Origin of the sequence: Streptomyces sp. RG80, assembly GCF_040446465.1 — a bacterium.
Taxonomy (GTDB): Bacteria; Actinomycetota; Actinomycetes; order Streptomycetales; family Streptomycetaceae; genus Streptomyces.
Map to the genome: position 1 here is coordinate 250,193 of NZ_JBEAAJ010000012.1, position 14,312 is coordinate 264,504.

17 protein-coding genes are annotated in these 14,312 nt (G+C 68.5%); 8 read left to right on the forward strand and 9 right to left on the reverse strand.

Annotation, left to right across the window (positions count from 1 at the left end; all coding sequences use genetic code 11):
- Positions 1-22 precede the first annotated feature (22 nt).
- The 3 genes from ABKA17_RS37560 to ABKA17_RS37570 all read right to left on the reverse strand — a co-directional run bounded on the left by ABKA17_RS37560 (position 23) and on the right by ABKA17_RS37570 (position 2,296).
- On the reverse strand, positions 23-850 hold the full coding sequence (locus ABKA17_RS37560; protein ID WP_353696853.1) for a zf-HC2 domain-containing protein: 828 nt from the start codon (positions 848-850) through the stop codon (positions 23-25).
- Positions 850-1,371 (reverse strand): sigma-70 family RNA polymerase sigma factor, encoded by a 522-nt coding sequence (locus ABKA17_RS37565; RefSeq protein ID WP_010039908.1) that lies wholly within the window; start codon positions 1,369-1,371, stop codon positions 850-852. Before ABKA17_RS37565 ends, ABKA17_RS37560 begins: the two co-directional genes overlap by 1 nt.
- A gap of 328 nt (positions 1,372-1,699) precedes the next feature.
- Positions 1,700-2,296, reverse strand: a complete 597-nt coding sequence (locus ABKA17_RS37570; protein ID WP_353696854.1) for a CGNR zinc finger domain-containing protein — start codon at positions 2,294-2,296, stop codon at positions 1,700-1,702.
- 172 nt (positions 2,297-2,468) lie between these two features.
- Between ABKA17_RS37570 and ABKA17_RS37575 the strand changes: the two genes are divergently transcribed.
- The gene (locus ABKA17_RS37575) at positions 2,469-2,969 is read left to right on the forward strand and encodes an anthrone oxygenase family protein (protein WP_353696855.1); all 501 of its coding nucleotides are present in this window, start codon (positions 2,469-2,471) and stop codon (positions 2,967-2,969) included.
- Positions 2,970-3,140: 171 nt separating this feature from the next.
- On the opposite strand, the gene ABKA17_RS37580 is transcribed toward ABKA17_RS37575, so the two are convergent.
- From ABKA17_RS37580 to ABKA17_RS37590, 3 genes are all read right to left on the reverse strand, one after another.
- A complete protein-coding gene (locus ABKA17_RS37580; protein ID WP_353696856.1) occupies positions 3,141-4,295 on the reverse strand; it encodes a uroporphyrinogen-III synthase in 1,155 nt (384 codons plus the stop codon).
- Between the two features lie 123 nt (positions 4,296-4,418).
- A complete protein-coding gene (locus tag ABKA17_RS37585; RefSeq protein ID WP_353696857.1) occupies positions 4,419-5,804 on the reverse strand; it encodes a nitrate/nitrite transporter in 1,386 nt (461 codons plus the stop codon).
- Positions 5,805-6,019: 215 nt separating this feature from the next.
- On the reverse strand, positions 6,020-6,943 hold the full coding sequence (locus ABKA17_RS37590) for a hypothetical protein (protein WP_353696858.1): 924 nt from the start codon (positions 6,941-6,943) through the stop codon (positions 6,020-6,022).
- Positions 6,944-7,103: 160 nt separating this feature from the next.
- Between ABKA17_RS37590 and ABKA17_RS37595 the strand changes: the two genes are divergently transcribed.
- From ABKA17_RS37595 to ABKA17_RS37625, 7 genes are all read left to right on the forward strand, one after another.
- Positions 7,104-7,796, forward strand: coding sequence for a hypothetical protein (locus tag ABKA17_RS37595; protein ID WP_353696859.1), 693 nt, complete (start codon positions 7,104-7,106; stop codon positions 7,794-7,796).
- On the forward strand, positions 7,793-8,179 hold the full coding sequence (locus ABKA17_RS37600; RefSeq protein ID WP_353696860.1) for a hypothetical protein: 387 nt from the start codon (positions 7,793-7,795) through the stop codon (positions 8,177-8,179). Before ABKA17_RS37595 ends, ABKA17_RS37600 begins: the two co-directional genes overlap by 4 nt.
- Positions 8,158-8,352: a hypothetical protein gene (locus ABKA17_RS37605; RefSeq protein WP_353696861.1), complete on the forward strand. Its 195-nt coding sequence runs from the start codon at positions 8,158-8,160 to the stop codon at positions 8,350-8,352. The genes ABKA17_RS37600 and ABKA17_RS37605 overlap by 22 nt, the downstream gene beginning before the upstream one ends.
- Before the next feature lie 183 nt (positions 8,353-8,535).
- Positions 8,536-9,042 carry a hypothetical protein gene (locus ABKA17_RS37610; RefSeq protein ID WP_353696862.1) on the forward strand — a complete coding sequence of 169 codons (507 nt, stop codon included), beginning with the start codon at positions 8,536-8,538 and terminating at the stop codon, positions 9,040-9,042.
- 133 nt (positions 9,043-9,175) lie between these two features.
- Positions 9,176-9,790, forward strand: coding sequence for a hypothetical protein (locus ABKA17_RS37615; protein WP_353696863.1), 615 nt, complete (start codon positions 9,176-9,178; stop codon positions 9,788-9,790).
- A complete protein-coding gene (locus ABKA17_RS37620; protein WP_353696864.1) occupies positions 9,790-10,026 on the forward strand; it encodes a helix-turn-helix domain-containing protein in 237 nt (78 codons plus the stop codon). Before ABKA17_RS37615 ends, ABKA17_RS37620 begins: the two co-directional genes overlap by 1 nt.
- Positions 10,027-10,675: 649 nt before the next feature.
- The gene (locus tag ABKA17_RS37625; RefSeq protein WP_353696865.1) at positions 10,676-13,075 is read left to right on the forward strand and encodes a proprotein convertase P-domain-containing protein; all 2,400 of its coding nucleotides are present in this window, start codon (positions 10,676-10,678) and stop codon (positions 13,073-13,075) included.
- A gap of 97 nt (positions 13,076-13,172) precedes the next feature.
- On the opposite strand, the gene ABKA17_RS37630 is transcribed toward ABKA17_RS37625, so the two are convergent.
- The 3 genes from ABKA17_RS37630 to ABKA17_RS37640 all read right to left on the reverse strand — a co-directional run bounded on the left by ABKA17_RS37630 (position 13,173) and on the right by ABKA17_RS37640 (position 14,280).
- Positions 13,173-13,355, reverse strand: coding sequence for a hypothetical protein (locus ABKA17_RS37630; RefSeq protein WP_353696866.1), 183 nt, complete (start codon positions 13,353-13,355; stop codon positions 13,173-13,175).
- Positions 13,336-13,674: a hypothetical protein gene (locus tag ABKA17_RS37635; protein WP_353696867.1), complete on the reverse strand. Its 339-nt coding sequence runs from the start codon at positions 13,672-13,674 to the stop codon at positions 13,336-13,338. Before ABKA17_RS37635 ends, ABKA17_RS37630 begins: the two co-directional genes overlap by 20 nt.
- A 162-nt stretch (positions 13,675-13,836) precedes the next feature.
- On the reverse strand, positions 13,837-14,280 hold the full coding sequence (locus ABKA17_RS37640) for a hypothetical protein (RefSeq protein WP_353696868.1): 444 nt from the start codon (positions 14,278-14,280) through the stop codon (positions 13,837-13,839).
- Between the last annotated feature and the right edge of the window lie 32 nt (positions 14,281-14,312).

The following is a 14,312-nucleotide window of genomic DNA, read 5'->3' on the forward strand; positions in this document are numbered from 1 at the left end:
GGACCCGGCATAGCTACGTCGGCTACGCGTCGACTTCCACGAGTCGCTTGCCGTCGAAGGTCATGACCTCGAAGTGATCGATGTCGTTGAGGTCGAAGGCGGCGCCGCCATGGACGTAGAGAGGCTCCTTGGCCTGGGCCGTCTTGGCGTTCGGGATGCCGTAACCCCAGGTCGGGACGGACCAGGAGGTGACCGTCTCACGCTCGCCGTTCTTGCCGACGGCGATGAGGGAGCACTTCTCCGGCCCCTTGACGTTCTTCAGCTGGAGGACCGCGTGGGTGCCCCAGGCCTTCTCCTCCACGGCGACGGTCGCACTGACGTCCGTGCTGGGGTCGGTCGCCGTGAGCTTGTCGGGCATGTGCTCGAAAGCGTCCTTGGCGGGGCTGCTGCTCTTGGGCTGCGCGGAGACGTTTCCGCCCGAGTCGTCGCCGGTGGCGCCCACGGCGACCAGGGGACCGCCGATGATCAGCGCGGCCGCGGCGGCCACCATGTAGAAGGCGCGCCGGCGCTTCTGGGCGCGGCGTTCGGCGACCTCGTCGACCAGCTTGTTCACCAGCCGCGGACTGGGCTTGGCGGACAGGGACTCGCCGATCGCGGGGGTGCCGGAGCCGGGCAGGTCCGCGAGCGCGGCCAGCATCGGTTCCATCCCGGCGAGCTCGTCGAGCTGCTGGGCGCACCACTCGCAGGTCGCGAGGTGCATCTCGAAAGCGGTTGCCTCGGCGTCGTCGAGAATCCCGAGGGCGTAGGCGCCGACGGTCTCGTGCTCGTTCGGCACCGGAGATCCCTGCATGGCACCAGACATACCCGAACCACCTGTGCCGAATCCCTGGTTTCCCCCGTAAACACTCATCACGCCGTCACCCCCCGCTCCTCCAGTGCCAGCTTCATCGACCGCAGGGCATAGAAGACCCGCGAACGGACGGTGCCGCTGGGTATCCCGAGCGTCTCGGCCGCCTCATTGACCGTACGCCCCTTGAAGTACGTCTCGACGAGCACCTCGCGGTGTGCGGGGGTCAGGTCGTCGAGCGCGTCAGACAGCGTCATCAACCACAGCGCCTTGTCGATCTCGTCCTCCGCGGGGATGACCTCCAGCGGCGACGGATCGACCTCCTGCGGCCGGGCCTGCCGGCTTCGGTGGCCGTCGATGACGATGCGCCGGGCGACCGTCACCAGCCAGGGGCGTACAGATCCGGTCGCTCGATTGAGCTGACCGGCGTTCTTCCAGGCACGGATCAGCGTCTCCTGCACCACGTCCTCTGCTCTTTGGCGGTCTCCGGCGACCAGCCGCAGTACATAGGCGAGCAGGGGTCCTGCGTGCTCTCTGTACAGAGCACGCATGAGCTCCTCATCAGGTTCCGAGGGCTGGGACATGCGATGTCGGGCCCTCGATCCACGTTCATTGGCCACGACGGAATCCTTGCGCACGCCCACCTCCGATGTCCGGGGGTTCCCCCAGCCGGTCGCTCAACACGAGGTACGGACGCGGGCGGTTGAGTGTTCAAAGTGACATGACAGATTTCTTATGTGTGCCGAGACGAGGGGGACATGGGGGCACATTCCCGCCCCTCGATCTTTACATTTCCGCCACATTGGCGCGAACGGCGCGGCTGCCCGGGCGCGCTCGCGAGTAAACGGCATGTAATCGAAATCACTTCGACAGCCGCTCCACAGAAGGGACATAACGCCCCCTCAGTCGGGCTCAGGCCCGCGCGAGTGCCGCCCGACGCCGGTGCCGAGCCACCCTTTCACGGTTCCCGCAGACCTCACTGGAGCACCAACGCCTCCTGCGCCCCCGGGACGTATCGAGATAAACGATCGGGCAGTTGTCCCCCGCGCACTGCCGCAGACAGGCCCGCGCGACGGGGTCCGTGAGCAGTTCGACGGCGTCCCGGGCGATCGCGCCGAGCAGCGCGGCGAGTTCGGGCGGCCCCGCCAACTCCCGCACGAGCGAACCGTCCTCCGCCGGGACGGCACGGGGTGCCGGGGGCGCGGTGCGGGCCAGGTCGTTGACCCGGGCGAGCGCGAGGTCGTATGACGGGCGCGGCTCGGGGACGAGTCCGGCCCGCACCAACTGTCCTATTTGACCCCGGAGTTCGCGGAACCCGACGAGCCAGGACGTATCGGCGTGATCCAGCGGGGTGCCCGGCGGTACGAGCCCGCCTTCGGTGATCCAGGCGAACAGCACCTCGGTCGAGTCGAGCCGTTCGACGGGATGGGTGGTCGCGAGGAGATCGAGGCAGATCCGCCCCGCGTCGAACCGCAGCTCGTACGGGGCCGTGGCCGTACCCAGTGCCATGTGCCTGTCACCGCCTAGGGGTGCCCAGAGGCTGGGAGAAAAGGGTCCCTCTCACAGTGCCTGCCCGCTCGCGCCGTCGGAACCCCTCGTACCGGCGACGCGTGGACGCGCGCGTATGGGGATGCGGCTTTGGACCATGTTCCGGTGGGTGTGGCGGCCGTTGACTGGAGGCATGACGACGACCAGGAACACGAAGTCCACGAAGAGCGCGGGAACCGTACTGGGAGCGGCCACGGTCGCGATGGGGCTGATCGCCGGGGCGTTCTACGTCTTCGCCTGTGCGGTGATGCCCGGGCTGGCCCGCAGCGACGACGAGGTCTACGTCGAGGTGATGCGGAACATCAACGACGTGATCCAGAACCCGGTGTTCATGCTGAGCTTCCTCGGGGCGCTGGTGCTGTCCGCGGTGGCGGCGTGGCAGGGCCGCGGACAGCCGTACCGCCGATGGGTCTGGGCGGGGCTCCTCGCGTACGCCCTCGCCTTCCTGGTCACCGTCGCCTTCAACATCCCGCTCAACAACGACCTCGACAGCGCGACCGACGTCAGCGCGGTGCGCGACGACTTCGAGACCGCGTGGGTGGCGTGGAACGCGGTGCGGGCGGTGCTGTCGACGGTGGCGATGGGGTTTCTGGCGCGGGGGTTGGTGGGGTACGGCCGACTGGCGAGGCAGTGATCTTGCCCCCGCCGCCAGGGGGTGCCTGGATCTTTCAGCCCGTCCGGCGTTTGAGGACGAGGCCCTTCGGGCCGATGGGGGTCTGGGGGCGCAGCCCCCAGCGGGGTCGAAGGGGCAGCGCCCCTGGAGATGGGACGGGTAAGGGCGGTGGGGGCGAGGAGAGCCCCCGCCTCACGCGTCCGCGTACTTCGCGTCCGCCGCCGGGTCCAGGGCCAGCCGGTAGCCGCGCTTCACCACGGTCTGGATCAGCTTGGGGGCGCCCAGGGCCGTGCGGAGGCGGGCCATGGCCGTCTCCACCGCGTGCTCGTCCCGTCCCGCCCCCGGCAGCGCCCGCAGCAGTTCGGCCCGGGCCACCACCCAGCCCGGCCGCCGGGACAGCGCGCGCAGCAGCGACATCCCGGCCGGCGGTACGGGCCGCAGGACGCCGTCGACCAGCACCGCGTGGCCCCGGATCTCGACCCGGTGCCCGGCGATCGGCAGGGACCGGGCCCGGGCGGGCAGCTCCTGGCAGAGGAGCTGGACCAGGGGGCCGAGCCGGAAGCGGTCGGGCTGGACGGTGTCGACGCCGCGGGCCTGGAGGGGCAGCGCGGTGACGGGGCCGACGCAGGCCGGCAGGACGTCGTGGTTGAGGGCGGCGAGCAGCTCGGGCAGCAGCCCGCGCTCCTCCGCCCGGTTCAGCAGGGACGCGGCGGCGGGCGCGCTGGTGAACGTCAGCGCGTCCAGACCGCGGGAGACCGTCGCGTCGAGCAGCCGGTCCACGGGACCGATGTCCTCCGGCGGCATCCACCGGTAGACGGGGATCCCGAGCACCTCCGCGCCCGCGGCCCGCAGCGCCTCCACGAACCCGGGCAGCGGTTCACCGTGCAGCTGGATGGCGATCCGGCGCCCCTCGACCCCCTCCTCCAGGAGCCGGTCGAGCACCTCCGCCATGGACTCGGAGGACGGCGACCAGTCCTCGGTCAGCCCGGCAGCCCGGACCGCGCCCTTGACCTTGGGACCGCGCGCGAGCAGCTCGATACCGCCCAGCCGCTCCAGCAGGTTCTCGCCCAGGCCCCAACCGTCGGCGGCCTCGATCCAGCCCCGGAAACCGATCGCGGTCGTGGCGACCACGATGTCCGGTACCTCGTCGATGACGCCCTTGGTCGCGGCGAGCAGCTCGCTGTCGTCGGAGAGCGGCACGATCCGCAGGGCCGGTGCGTGCAGGACGGCGGCTCCCCGTCGCTGTAGCAGTGCGCCCAGCTCGTCGGCCCGGCGCGCGGCTGTCACGCCCACCGTGAAGCCGGCCAGGGGGCCGTGTTGTTCCGGTCGCTGCTGTTCGTCGTACATAGAACTCTCGTCCCGCACTCGAGTCGTTTGCACCTACACGGGGTGTGATGGCACCTGCATGCCGAACGAGCCTGTCAACGGTGCGTGACAGGCTCGGTTCGACTTGATGTCGACGGTGTTACGTCACACCTCGGCGTAGCTGAGCTGCGGCTTCGCCTCGGAGGAGGCCGAGGAGGCCTGGATTCGGGAGGCCGAGCGGCGAAGGTATACGGCCCAGGTGACCACGAAGCAGGCGGCGTAGAAGGCGAGGAAGACGACGAAGGCGCCGGTGCCGGAGCCGTTGGAGAGGAAGGACTGGCGGAAGGCCATGTTGATGCCGACACCGCCGAGCGCGCCCACCGCGCCGATCAGTCCCATGGAGGCACCGGAGAGGCGCCGGCCGTAGGCGGCGGCCTCTTCTCCCTGAAGTCCCTTGGCGAGGGCCTTGGCCTGGAAGATGCCGGGGATCATCTTGAACGTCGACCCGTTGCCGAGCCCGCTCAGGATGAAGAGGACGACGAACACGGCGACGAAGAGCCCGAGCGACTTCTCCATGCTCGCCCAGATCAGGACACCGGTGGCGACGGCCATGGCGACGTAGTTGTAGAGGCTGATCCGGGCACCGCCGTACTTGTCGGCGAGCCAGCCGCCCAGCGGCCGGATCAGGGAGCCGAGCAGCGGGCCGATGAAGGTGAGGTAGGCGGCCTGGAGCGGCGTACGGCCGAACTGGACCTGGAGGACCTGGCCGAAGGCGAAGGCGTAGCCGATGAAGGAGCCGAAGGTGCCGATGTAGAGGAAGGACATGATCCACGTGTGGGCGTCCCGCGCCGCGTCCTTGGCCGCACCGGTGTCGTTCTTCACGGAGGCGAGGTTGTCCATGAACAGGGCGGCGAGGACTGCGGCGATCACGATCAGCGGGATGTAGATGCCCAGCAGCACGCGCGGGCCGCCGCTGGCGCCGATGACGGCGAGCGCGATCAGCTGGATGACCGGTACGCCGATGTTGCCACCGCCGGCGTTGAGCCCGAGGGCCCACCCCTTCTTACGGAGCGGGAAGAAGGCGTTGATGTTGGTCATGGAGGAGGCGAAGTTGCCGCCGCCGATACCGGCCAGCAGACCGACCAGGAGGAAGGTGTTGAACGAGGTCCCGGGCTCCATCACCGTGAACGCGGCGACGGTCGGGATGAGAAGCAGACCGGCCGAGACGATCGTCCAGTTCCGGCCGCCGAAGATGGCCACGGCGAAGGTGTACGGAACCCGGACGACGGCACCGACCAGCGTGACCATCGAGGTCAGCAGGAACTTGTCCGCCGGGGTGAGCCCGTACTCCGGGCCCATGAAGAGCACCAGCACGGACCACATGGTCCAGATGGAGAACCCGATGTGCTCGGAGAGGACGGAGAAGAGAAGGTTGCGGCGGGCGATCTTCTCGCCGCCTTCCTTCCAGAAGGTCTCGTCCTCGGGATCCCACTGCTGGATCCAGCGGCTGCCCCTGCTTGGGGGTGCGGGGGCTGTGCTAGGGGCTGTCATGCTGCCTCCACGGGCTCCGGGCTCAGTCATGCGTCGAGCGGCTGATCCGAAGGTAGGGAGGGCGCGTTTCCTCGCTGTGGCACCGGGTGACCGGAAAGGAACTTTGCTCTCACCCGGCGCCGGGGCCGGATGAGAGGTACTTGCGGCCCTTTGTTACGAACAGCTCCCCGTGAGACCCAGGTCACAGCGCCGGGCGCCCGGCCGGGGCGCGGGGGTCAGTGCTGGGGTGACTGCCAGTTGGGGTTCTGCTGGGGGTAGGGCTGGGGCGGGTAGGCCTGGGGCTGCTGCGGCGGGTACGGCTGCTGCGGCTGCTGGGGGTACGGCGGCTGGGCGGCGTAGGGGCCGGGGGCGGTGGGGGCCGGGGGCTGCTGGGGGTAGCCGTAGGGCTGGGGCTGCTGCGGGGGGTACGGCTGCTGTTGCGCGGGCTGGGGCTGGCCGTAGGGCTGCTGCTGCGGGAACTGATTGCCGTACGGCTGCTGCTGTGGCTGCTGCGGGGGCTGGTTGCCGTACGGCCCGGCGGCGAAGGGGTTCGCCTGGCCCGGGAACTGCGTGCCCGGCGGGAGGTAGCGCACCCGGCCGGTCTCGTCGGTGACCGGCATGAAGCCGACGGCGTGCAGCCGGGCCGCGAACTTGGCGTTGCGCTTGCGCGTCACGGCGAACCCGATACCGAAGACGGCCATGAAGAACAGCCACGCGCAGGCCGCGGCGACGAAGTCCTCGGACGCCCCGCCGAGCCGGTAGGCGAGGATGACGCAGCCGATGGTGACGCCGAGCGCGCCGTAGCCCATCCGCTTCTCGGCGTTCTTGCCGGTGAGGTCGAAGTTGATGCGGGCCTTGAGCAGTTCGAAGGCGTCCGGCACGAGCGGCGGCACGGAGACCCCGTCACCCGCGTTCGGATACTGGGCCCAGTTCTGCGCGGCGCGGGCACGGGCCTGCGGGCTGGGGTCCGGGACGAGCAGCATGATGAGCGCGCCGTTGCGCCCGGAGCTCTGCCGTACGTCGGCGTACTCGTACCCGAACTGCTGGGCGATGAAGGCGAGTCGGGCGAGCTTCTTCACGGAGGCCATGGCGCTGGTGAGCTCGACGGGCTCCCCGCTCGCCATCAGCCGGAGCATCTTCTGTACCTGCCGCTTGCTCATCGCCGTCCGCTCCCCACCGGGCCACCCCGTTCACTTCCGCAACCGACGCAGTCTCGCACGCGCGTCTGTGCCGCGGAAACCGCTGTCCCCTTGGTTTACGGGATCTTGGCGCGCCGGACATGCCCGGTACGCTGAACCACTCGTGATCTGTGGGGGAACTGTGCGAACGAAGTCGGCGGTCGTGGTGGCCTGCCTGGTGGTGGGCGGGCTGCTGACCGGCTGCTCGGCCGGAACCGGCGGCTCAGAGGAGCGCACCGCACAGGAACTGCTCGACGAGGCGAACGCAACGATGAGCGACCTGAAGTCGGTCACGATTGAGGCGACCACGATCAAGCCCAAGGGCGACACCTTCACCACCCGCCTGACGACGGACCTCGACAGCAGGTGTACGTCAAAGGTGACCTGGGGCGAGAAGGGCGCCGCCCTCGAACAGATCCGTATCGACACGACGGACTACGTCCGCCCGAACCGGGCGTACCTGGAGGAGTGGTCCGGCAAGGAGATGGACCGAGCCCAGAACACCTGGTTCAGGGCACCGGTCAGCGATGCCAAGCCGGACTCCGGACTTTCGGAGTGCACCCGGGACTTCACCTCCTTCGGCACGGCGAAAAAGGGTGAGCCGACGGAGCTCGACGGCACGTCGGCGATCGCGCTGGCGGTGACCGACAAGTCGGTGAAGACCGGCGCGTACACCTTCTACGTGGCCACCGAGGGCGAGCCGTACCTCCTCAAGGTCGTCTACAAAGGCACGGACTTCCACACCACCACGACGTACAGCGACTTCGACAAGCCCCTGAAGGTGAAGGCACCGGCGGCAGTCGACGTACTGGACGCGAGCAGCCTCGGCCGGTGACACCACCCGAGCGCCCGGTCCCGGAACACGTACTCGCCCGTTCCGTCATCGCCCCGCTGGGCGGCCTGCTGGAGGTGGGCGCGGTGACGGCGACGGGTACGTGGTCGCTGTCGGACGCCTCGGTGGGCGCGTATGTCGAACGCCGCCGCAGCGAGGTCGACCGTCTGCTGGCCGGCATCCACACGGTGGGCGGCTTCGGGCCGGTGTTCATGGCGGTACTGGATGAGTTGGGGTACTTGCGGGACCACGAGGTGGCCCTGCGCTGTTGCTGTGGTCGGGCGGTGTGGAGGGCGTTCCGGCGGATGGCCCGGAGGACTGGACGGACCTGGAGCGACCGGCGGCGGTACGCCGGATGTGCCGTATGGCGGCGGACCTGCAACTGACCGAGTTCCTGCACGGGTTGCTCACGGCGGCGATCGCGGCGGGCGTGGAGGCGGGGGCGAGCGGCGTCCGTACGACAGCTGAAGTCCTGGGCCTGGCGGCCGACTTGGCTGGCGGGGTGCTGGCCGATGCACGCCGGCAAGCGTCTTCCGGACGTGGCGGGTTGCTCGACTGACGACGCTGTTGCGGCGGGGGGCGGATGCGCCGGAGTGGGGGAAGGCGGGGTTTCGGAGGTGGGAGCGGAGGTTGGCGGCGGAGCTGCTGACTCTGTGAGCGTCCGGTCGCGGCCGTCTCCGCCCAGCTAGCCTGACTCGGCTTAGCCTAATTCCGTTACGGCTATCCGGTAGTCCGTGATCCTTTGGCCACAGGCAGCCCTCTAGTCATCGACGTCGTCGTCGTGATCGTCGTAGTCCTCAGCAAGCCGAAGCCCCAGATCGGACTCCCACTCCAGGGCCCATCGCCGCAGCTCACTGATCTCCTCCGGCCCGAGTCCGTACGCCGCGAACTCCTCGTCGCTCACCCAGACGACGCTCTCCAGCCGGTCACGCAGCTCTACCAGGTCGAACTCACCCTCGTCCCGCAGTCCGCGCTGCTCCGCAAGGGCGTCGCCGCCAGTGGTGGCGCGACCGACGTCAACTCCCTGGCGTCCGCGGCCAATTCCTCGGGCGGTGTCGACACCGAGTACGGAGCCTCGGGATGGTTCAGCGCCGACATGCCGTTGCTCATGGGCACGCCGGATGCCAACGGTGACGGGGTCCCCGACATCTGGGCCGTGAAGCCCGCCGGCTCCGTCCGGTTCTACGTGGGCAGCAAGACCGCGGGGACGGGCGCCGGTTCGGAGGTCGTCGCGGCCAACGACTACTGACAGAAGCGGATCGGCATCGGCTGACGCGGACGGCTCACGACGGCATGGGTCCCCTGGCTTGCTTCACGCACCCCTGACGCTTATCGTTTCTCGATAACATCGATAAACGATAAGCACCTGCGACGGGGGACCCATGACCGAAGACCGGAAGATGCTCGAGCCCATGGCCACGGTGGTGTCCACGGCTCTGCGTGTGCTGCTGGGGCTCCTGACGGTGGGGGTCGTGTTCAACCTCGTGCGCGGGAGTTGGGGAAGCGGCAACGTCTGTATAACCGACGAATCGGCCGGCAGCTCGACCGTTCCCGGCGGCTTCACGGCAGCGCCCGGGGCGGTTGTCGGCTCGGTCCCCCAGTACTGCACCGAGACCCCCGACGCGGTGGCGCGCTTCCTGGACGAGCTCGGTGCGCTGCCTTCGATGCTGCTGTTGATCAGCAGTCTGTTCCTGTTGCACCGGCTCCTTCAGGGAGCGGCGCGGGAGGGCGTCTACACGGTCCCCACGGCATCCCGACTCCGACTGCTGGGTTGGTGGCTGCTGTTGGGAAGCCTGCTCGCCAGGGTCATCGAGGCCAACGCCAATGCGGCCCTGCTCGCGCAACTCGCCAAGGGGGACGACTTCACGGCCGGAGCCTGGCTGGGCTTCTGGTCGTTCCCCTACCTCGCCGTCCTGACCGGCCTCGGGCTGCTCACCTTCGCCCGGATCACCCGCGCGGGCACCGCGATGCGCGAAGACCTCGAAGGGGTCGTCTGATGGCCCCTGCCGAGGACGACCACGAGGGCCACGACATCGTGGTGCATCTCGACGAGTTGCTCCGGCAGCGCGGGATGACCGTCACCGAGCTCGCCCAGCGGGTCGGTGTCACCAACGTCAATCTGTCCGTTCTGAAGAACGGGCGTGCGAAGGCGATCCGGTTCACCACCCTCACCCGGATCTGCGAAGTCCTCCAGTGCCAGCCGGGCGACCTGCTCAGCTACCGCAAACCCTGACCGAGACACACATGTGCGGCGAGGAAGGGCGTACCCCGATCGGGCCCGGCGCCCCGCTGGCGCCCGCTTCTTCGTCCCGTTCGGCTACAGCCCCGGGGTTCGAGGAGCGGGAGACGGTTGTGGGCGCCGTCTCAGCAAGGTGCGGATGGCTTTGGAGCTCTGGGCCCAATAGGCACTGTGGGTGGGCAGTTGTCAGTCCTGGCAGGGGTCGCGCGAGACGTCCGGGCCGCCTTGAGCATCCACTCGAAGGTGCCGTCCGCCGCCCACCGACGGAAGTCGGTGCGGAACTTCCACACGATCCCGTTGAGGATCCTTCGTCGGTGTCCACACCGTCCTGACCGTCGTACTCCTGCCGGTTCGCCGCCTGACACCCTCGGCTGAAGCAAGTCTCAAGTGAACCTCAGAAGACGCGAGATGCTCTCGCCCGACGCCCGCACCCCGTGGAAGGATCAAGCTGCGCGGGGACGCCGAAGGGGAAAGGCGAATCCGAGCGCAGGGGGCGTGGGCACTGCTGAGAAGTGGTGCCTCTCTTTCGGACGCAAGGCGTTTTCCTGCTGACTCTGCCCAACCGGCTTTCTCAGTTCGGTCGAACTCTTCCTTCACATACTTCCGCTGGCTTTGCCATGCCTGATTGTCTTTCGAGGGTGCCATGAAGAGACGGATATGGGCGGCGGTCCTCACCTCGGTGATGACCGTGGGCCTTGGCGCGATACCCGCCCACGCTGTCCCGCCGCAGAGCATCACGACGACGGCCACGACCGCGGGCGACCCGGTCGATCCACCGCTCTACGACGAGACCGCGGACGGGGACACCGTGCGGGTCAACGTCGTGACCGAGAGCCGCGACGATCTCTCGAGCGCCGCGAGTACCGGTGACACGCTGATGTCCTTCTCGTCACTGCCGATGATCACCCTCCGGGTCGACCGGTCCGGGCTCGACGAACTCGCCGCCCAGGACGGTGTGGTGAGCGTCAGCGAGGACACCCTCTCCGAGCCCACGCTGGACGAGAGTGTGCCCCACATAGGTGGCGATCAGGCCATCAAAGCCGGGAAGACCGGTGCCGGAAGCGCCATCGCCGTCATCGACACGGGAGTCGCCACCAGTCATCCGTTCCTGAAGGACCGGGTCGTCGCCGAGGCGTGCTTCTCGCCGATCGACCCCGCCTACTCGGCCACCAGCCTGTGTCCGCAGGGAACAGCCGCCGAGGAAGGGCCGGGAACGGCCAACTCCGAGGTCGGATCGTGCGCGACGATCACCGAGTGCGAGCACGGCACGCATGTCGCGGGCATCGCGGCGGGTGACGGTACGGGGATCACCGGGGCGCCCGTCTCGGGCGTCGCCCCGGGCGCCGACGTGATCGCGATTCAGGTGTTCAGCAGGTTCGACTCCGAGGACTACTGCGGCGAGGGCAACACCCCCTGCGTGAAAAGCTTCGCCAGCGCCCAGGTCAGGGCACTGGAGAAGGTTCTGCAACTCCGGCAGGCCGGAACTCCGGTGATCGCCGCGAATCTCAGCCTCGGCGGCGGACAGTACAGCTCCGCGTGCGCATCCGACGTACGCAAGTCCATGATCGACGCACTGCTGGAAGCCGGAGTCGCCACCGTCGTCGCATCGGGCAACAACGGATTCAGCAACAAGGTCAACAGCCCGGCCTGTGTCGCCAGCGCCGTCACCGTCGGCGCCACCACCGACGACGACAAGGTGGCCTCCTTCAGCAACCGCGGCCCGCTGCTCGACCTCTTCGCCCCCGGCGACGACATCGTCTCCTCCGTCATCAGCGGCTACGGCTCCAAGAGCGGCACCTCCATGGCCACGCCGCACGTCGCCGGCGCCCTCGCCGTCCTCAGGCAGGCCTATCCCACCGAGGGCATCTCCAGCCTGGTCTCACTGCTCGCCACCAGCGGCACCCTGGTCACCGACGACGCGGGCGTCACCGTGCCCCGTATCGACGTCGGCAAGGCCGTCGCCGCGATCGAGCCGAAGCCGGAGGCCGACAAGAAGCCCCGCGCCTTCCAGGTCGACAACGACAAGGACGTCGCGATCCCCGACGCCACGGCCACCGCCGCGGGCGCCACGGTCACCTCGCCCGTGACCGTCGCCGAATACCCGGGCAACGCGCCGAAGAACCTCAAGGCGTTCGTCAACATCACCCACGCCTACCGGGGCGACGTGAAACTGGAGCTCGTCTCGCCGGCCGGTACGACCCATCTGCTCAAGGTCGCGAGCACCTCCGACGGCACGGACGACATCGTCGCGGAGTTCACGGTCGACGCCTCCGCCTCGGTCGCCAACGGCCAGTGGACGCTGCGGATGACCGACACGGACGACGGCGACACCGGCACGCTGACCACCTGGTCGCTGATCTTCCCGACACCGTTCGAACAGACCACCAGCCAGGCCATTCCGGACTCCGGCACCCTCACCTCCACCATCGACGTCACCGGCATCGACGGCAACGCGGCCGGTCCGCTCCAGGTGTACGCGAACCTCACGCACACCAGGATCGGCGACCTGCGGCTGATCCTGCAGAGCCCGGACGGACAGTCGTACACCCTCAAGCCCTACGGCTCCGAGGCGGGCGGCACGCTCCAGACGACGTACGGCGTGGACGCCACCGAGACGGCTGCCAACGGCACCTGGACGCTCAAGGTGACCGACTCCGCGACCGGGTCCACCGGTACCCTCAAGGGCTGGTCGCTCGGGTTCCCGTCGTACGAGAACCAGACCGTGAAGGCCATCCCGGACAAGAACTACACCGAGATCTGGACCAAGGCGTCCGGGCTGTCGGGCGTCGGTTCCGACAAGCTCCAGGTGTATGTACATGTCGAGCACGAGTTCCTGGCCGACCTCAAGATCCATCTGCTCGCCCCGGACGGCTCCATGCATCTGCTCAAGGACAACGGCTCGCCCGGGCGGGCCGGGACGCTGAAGAAGGTCTACACGGTCGACGCCACCGATCTGCCGGTCAACGGCTGGTGGAAGCTCCGCGTGGACGACGTGGGCCTCGGCGACACCGGCACGGTCAACAACTTCGTCGTGCGGTTCTGAGCCGCCCCGGTAGCAAGGTCCCCTCACCTGCGCCCTCGCACCTCTCCCGGTGCGGGGCGCAGCCCCTTGCCGAGCCTGGCTGAACTTGGTGGTTCCCCTACTTGGCCCCGCGGACCGGGCTCGGCCTGCTCACCTTCGCCCGCATCATGCGCACCGCCTGGCCCGGCAGTTCCCACCAGGACGGGGAGTACGGGAGCAGGATCACGACGAAGGCGAACGATCCGGTGGCCTGGGCCGGCGGGATGTCGTTGAGGCGGTGCTTAGCCTCGATGGCCCGCACGGCGTGCGGGAACGTTCGGGAAGAAGAGGCCGGGCTGGACGGTACAGACCTTGAGCCGGTGGACCTCGCGCCAGGGCAGATGTCGCGGCTTCCGGCGGAGCGTCTGCCGGTTGCCCCTGACGGCCAGGATGCCGTGCCCGCCCCGGGCGATGACACGCTCGGCATGGCCGGACCGGGTCTGCGTCGCGTCGGCGGTGATGACACGTCCTCGCAACTGAGAGATGACGGCCCGGCCCTCGGGCAGGACGGCGGCGAGGAGATGGACGGCCGTCTTCTCGCCGGTGCGGCTACCGCGTACGGCCTTGCCGTCGACGGCCACACCCACAGCTCCACGGCGTCATCGAGGGCGTCGCCGTCCGGACGGGACGGCGAGGGGCCCAGCGTGGTGGTGCCGCCGAGCACCGCGAGCAGGTGCAGCAGACCCGGCGTCCTCGCCGTGACGCCGGGGTTGTGTTCATCGCATGCCACCTGTTGAAAGCTCCTACGGTGTGAGCTTTTGCTTGCCCTCCAGAATGGCGATCGCCCATTTGGTCTTCTCGCTATCGGGCGAAACGGTCAAGCTCTGCTCGGCTCCTTTGTCGATGAAGACGTGTCCGATGGCGACAGGGCCGCCACACTTGACCTGAACCGGGTCAGAGGTCCCGTCTCCAAGGGAAATTCCGCCCTTCCCTTCACACCGCAAGTGGACGGTGTAGACGCCTCCTTTGGGATGAAAGGTATCGATATCCTTCGTACCCGATCCAGAAATGGCCGGGACCAAGTAGTCAGCCTCCTTCGGCAGCTTCAGATCGAGTGTTTCACTTCCGGTCGAAGCCCGGGAAACCGGCTTGGCGTCATTCTTGCTCTCGGCCTCTTTGTCTCCGGATGTGCATGCCGAAAGTGCCAGGGCAAGCAGCACAGGGGCAACGAATGCAGCTTTACGCATTGATGATCTCCTAAAGATGTGTGCCCCGGACC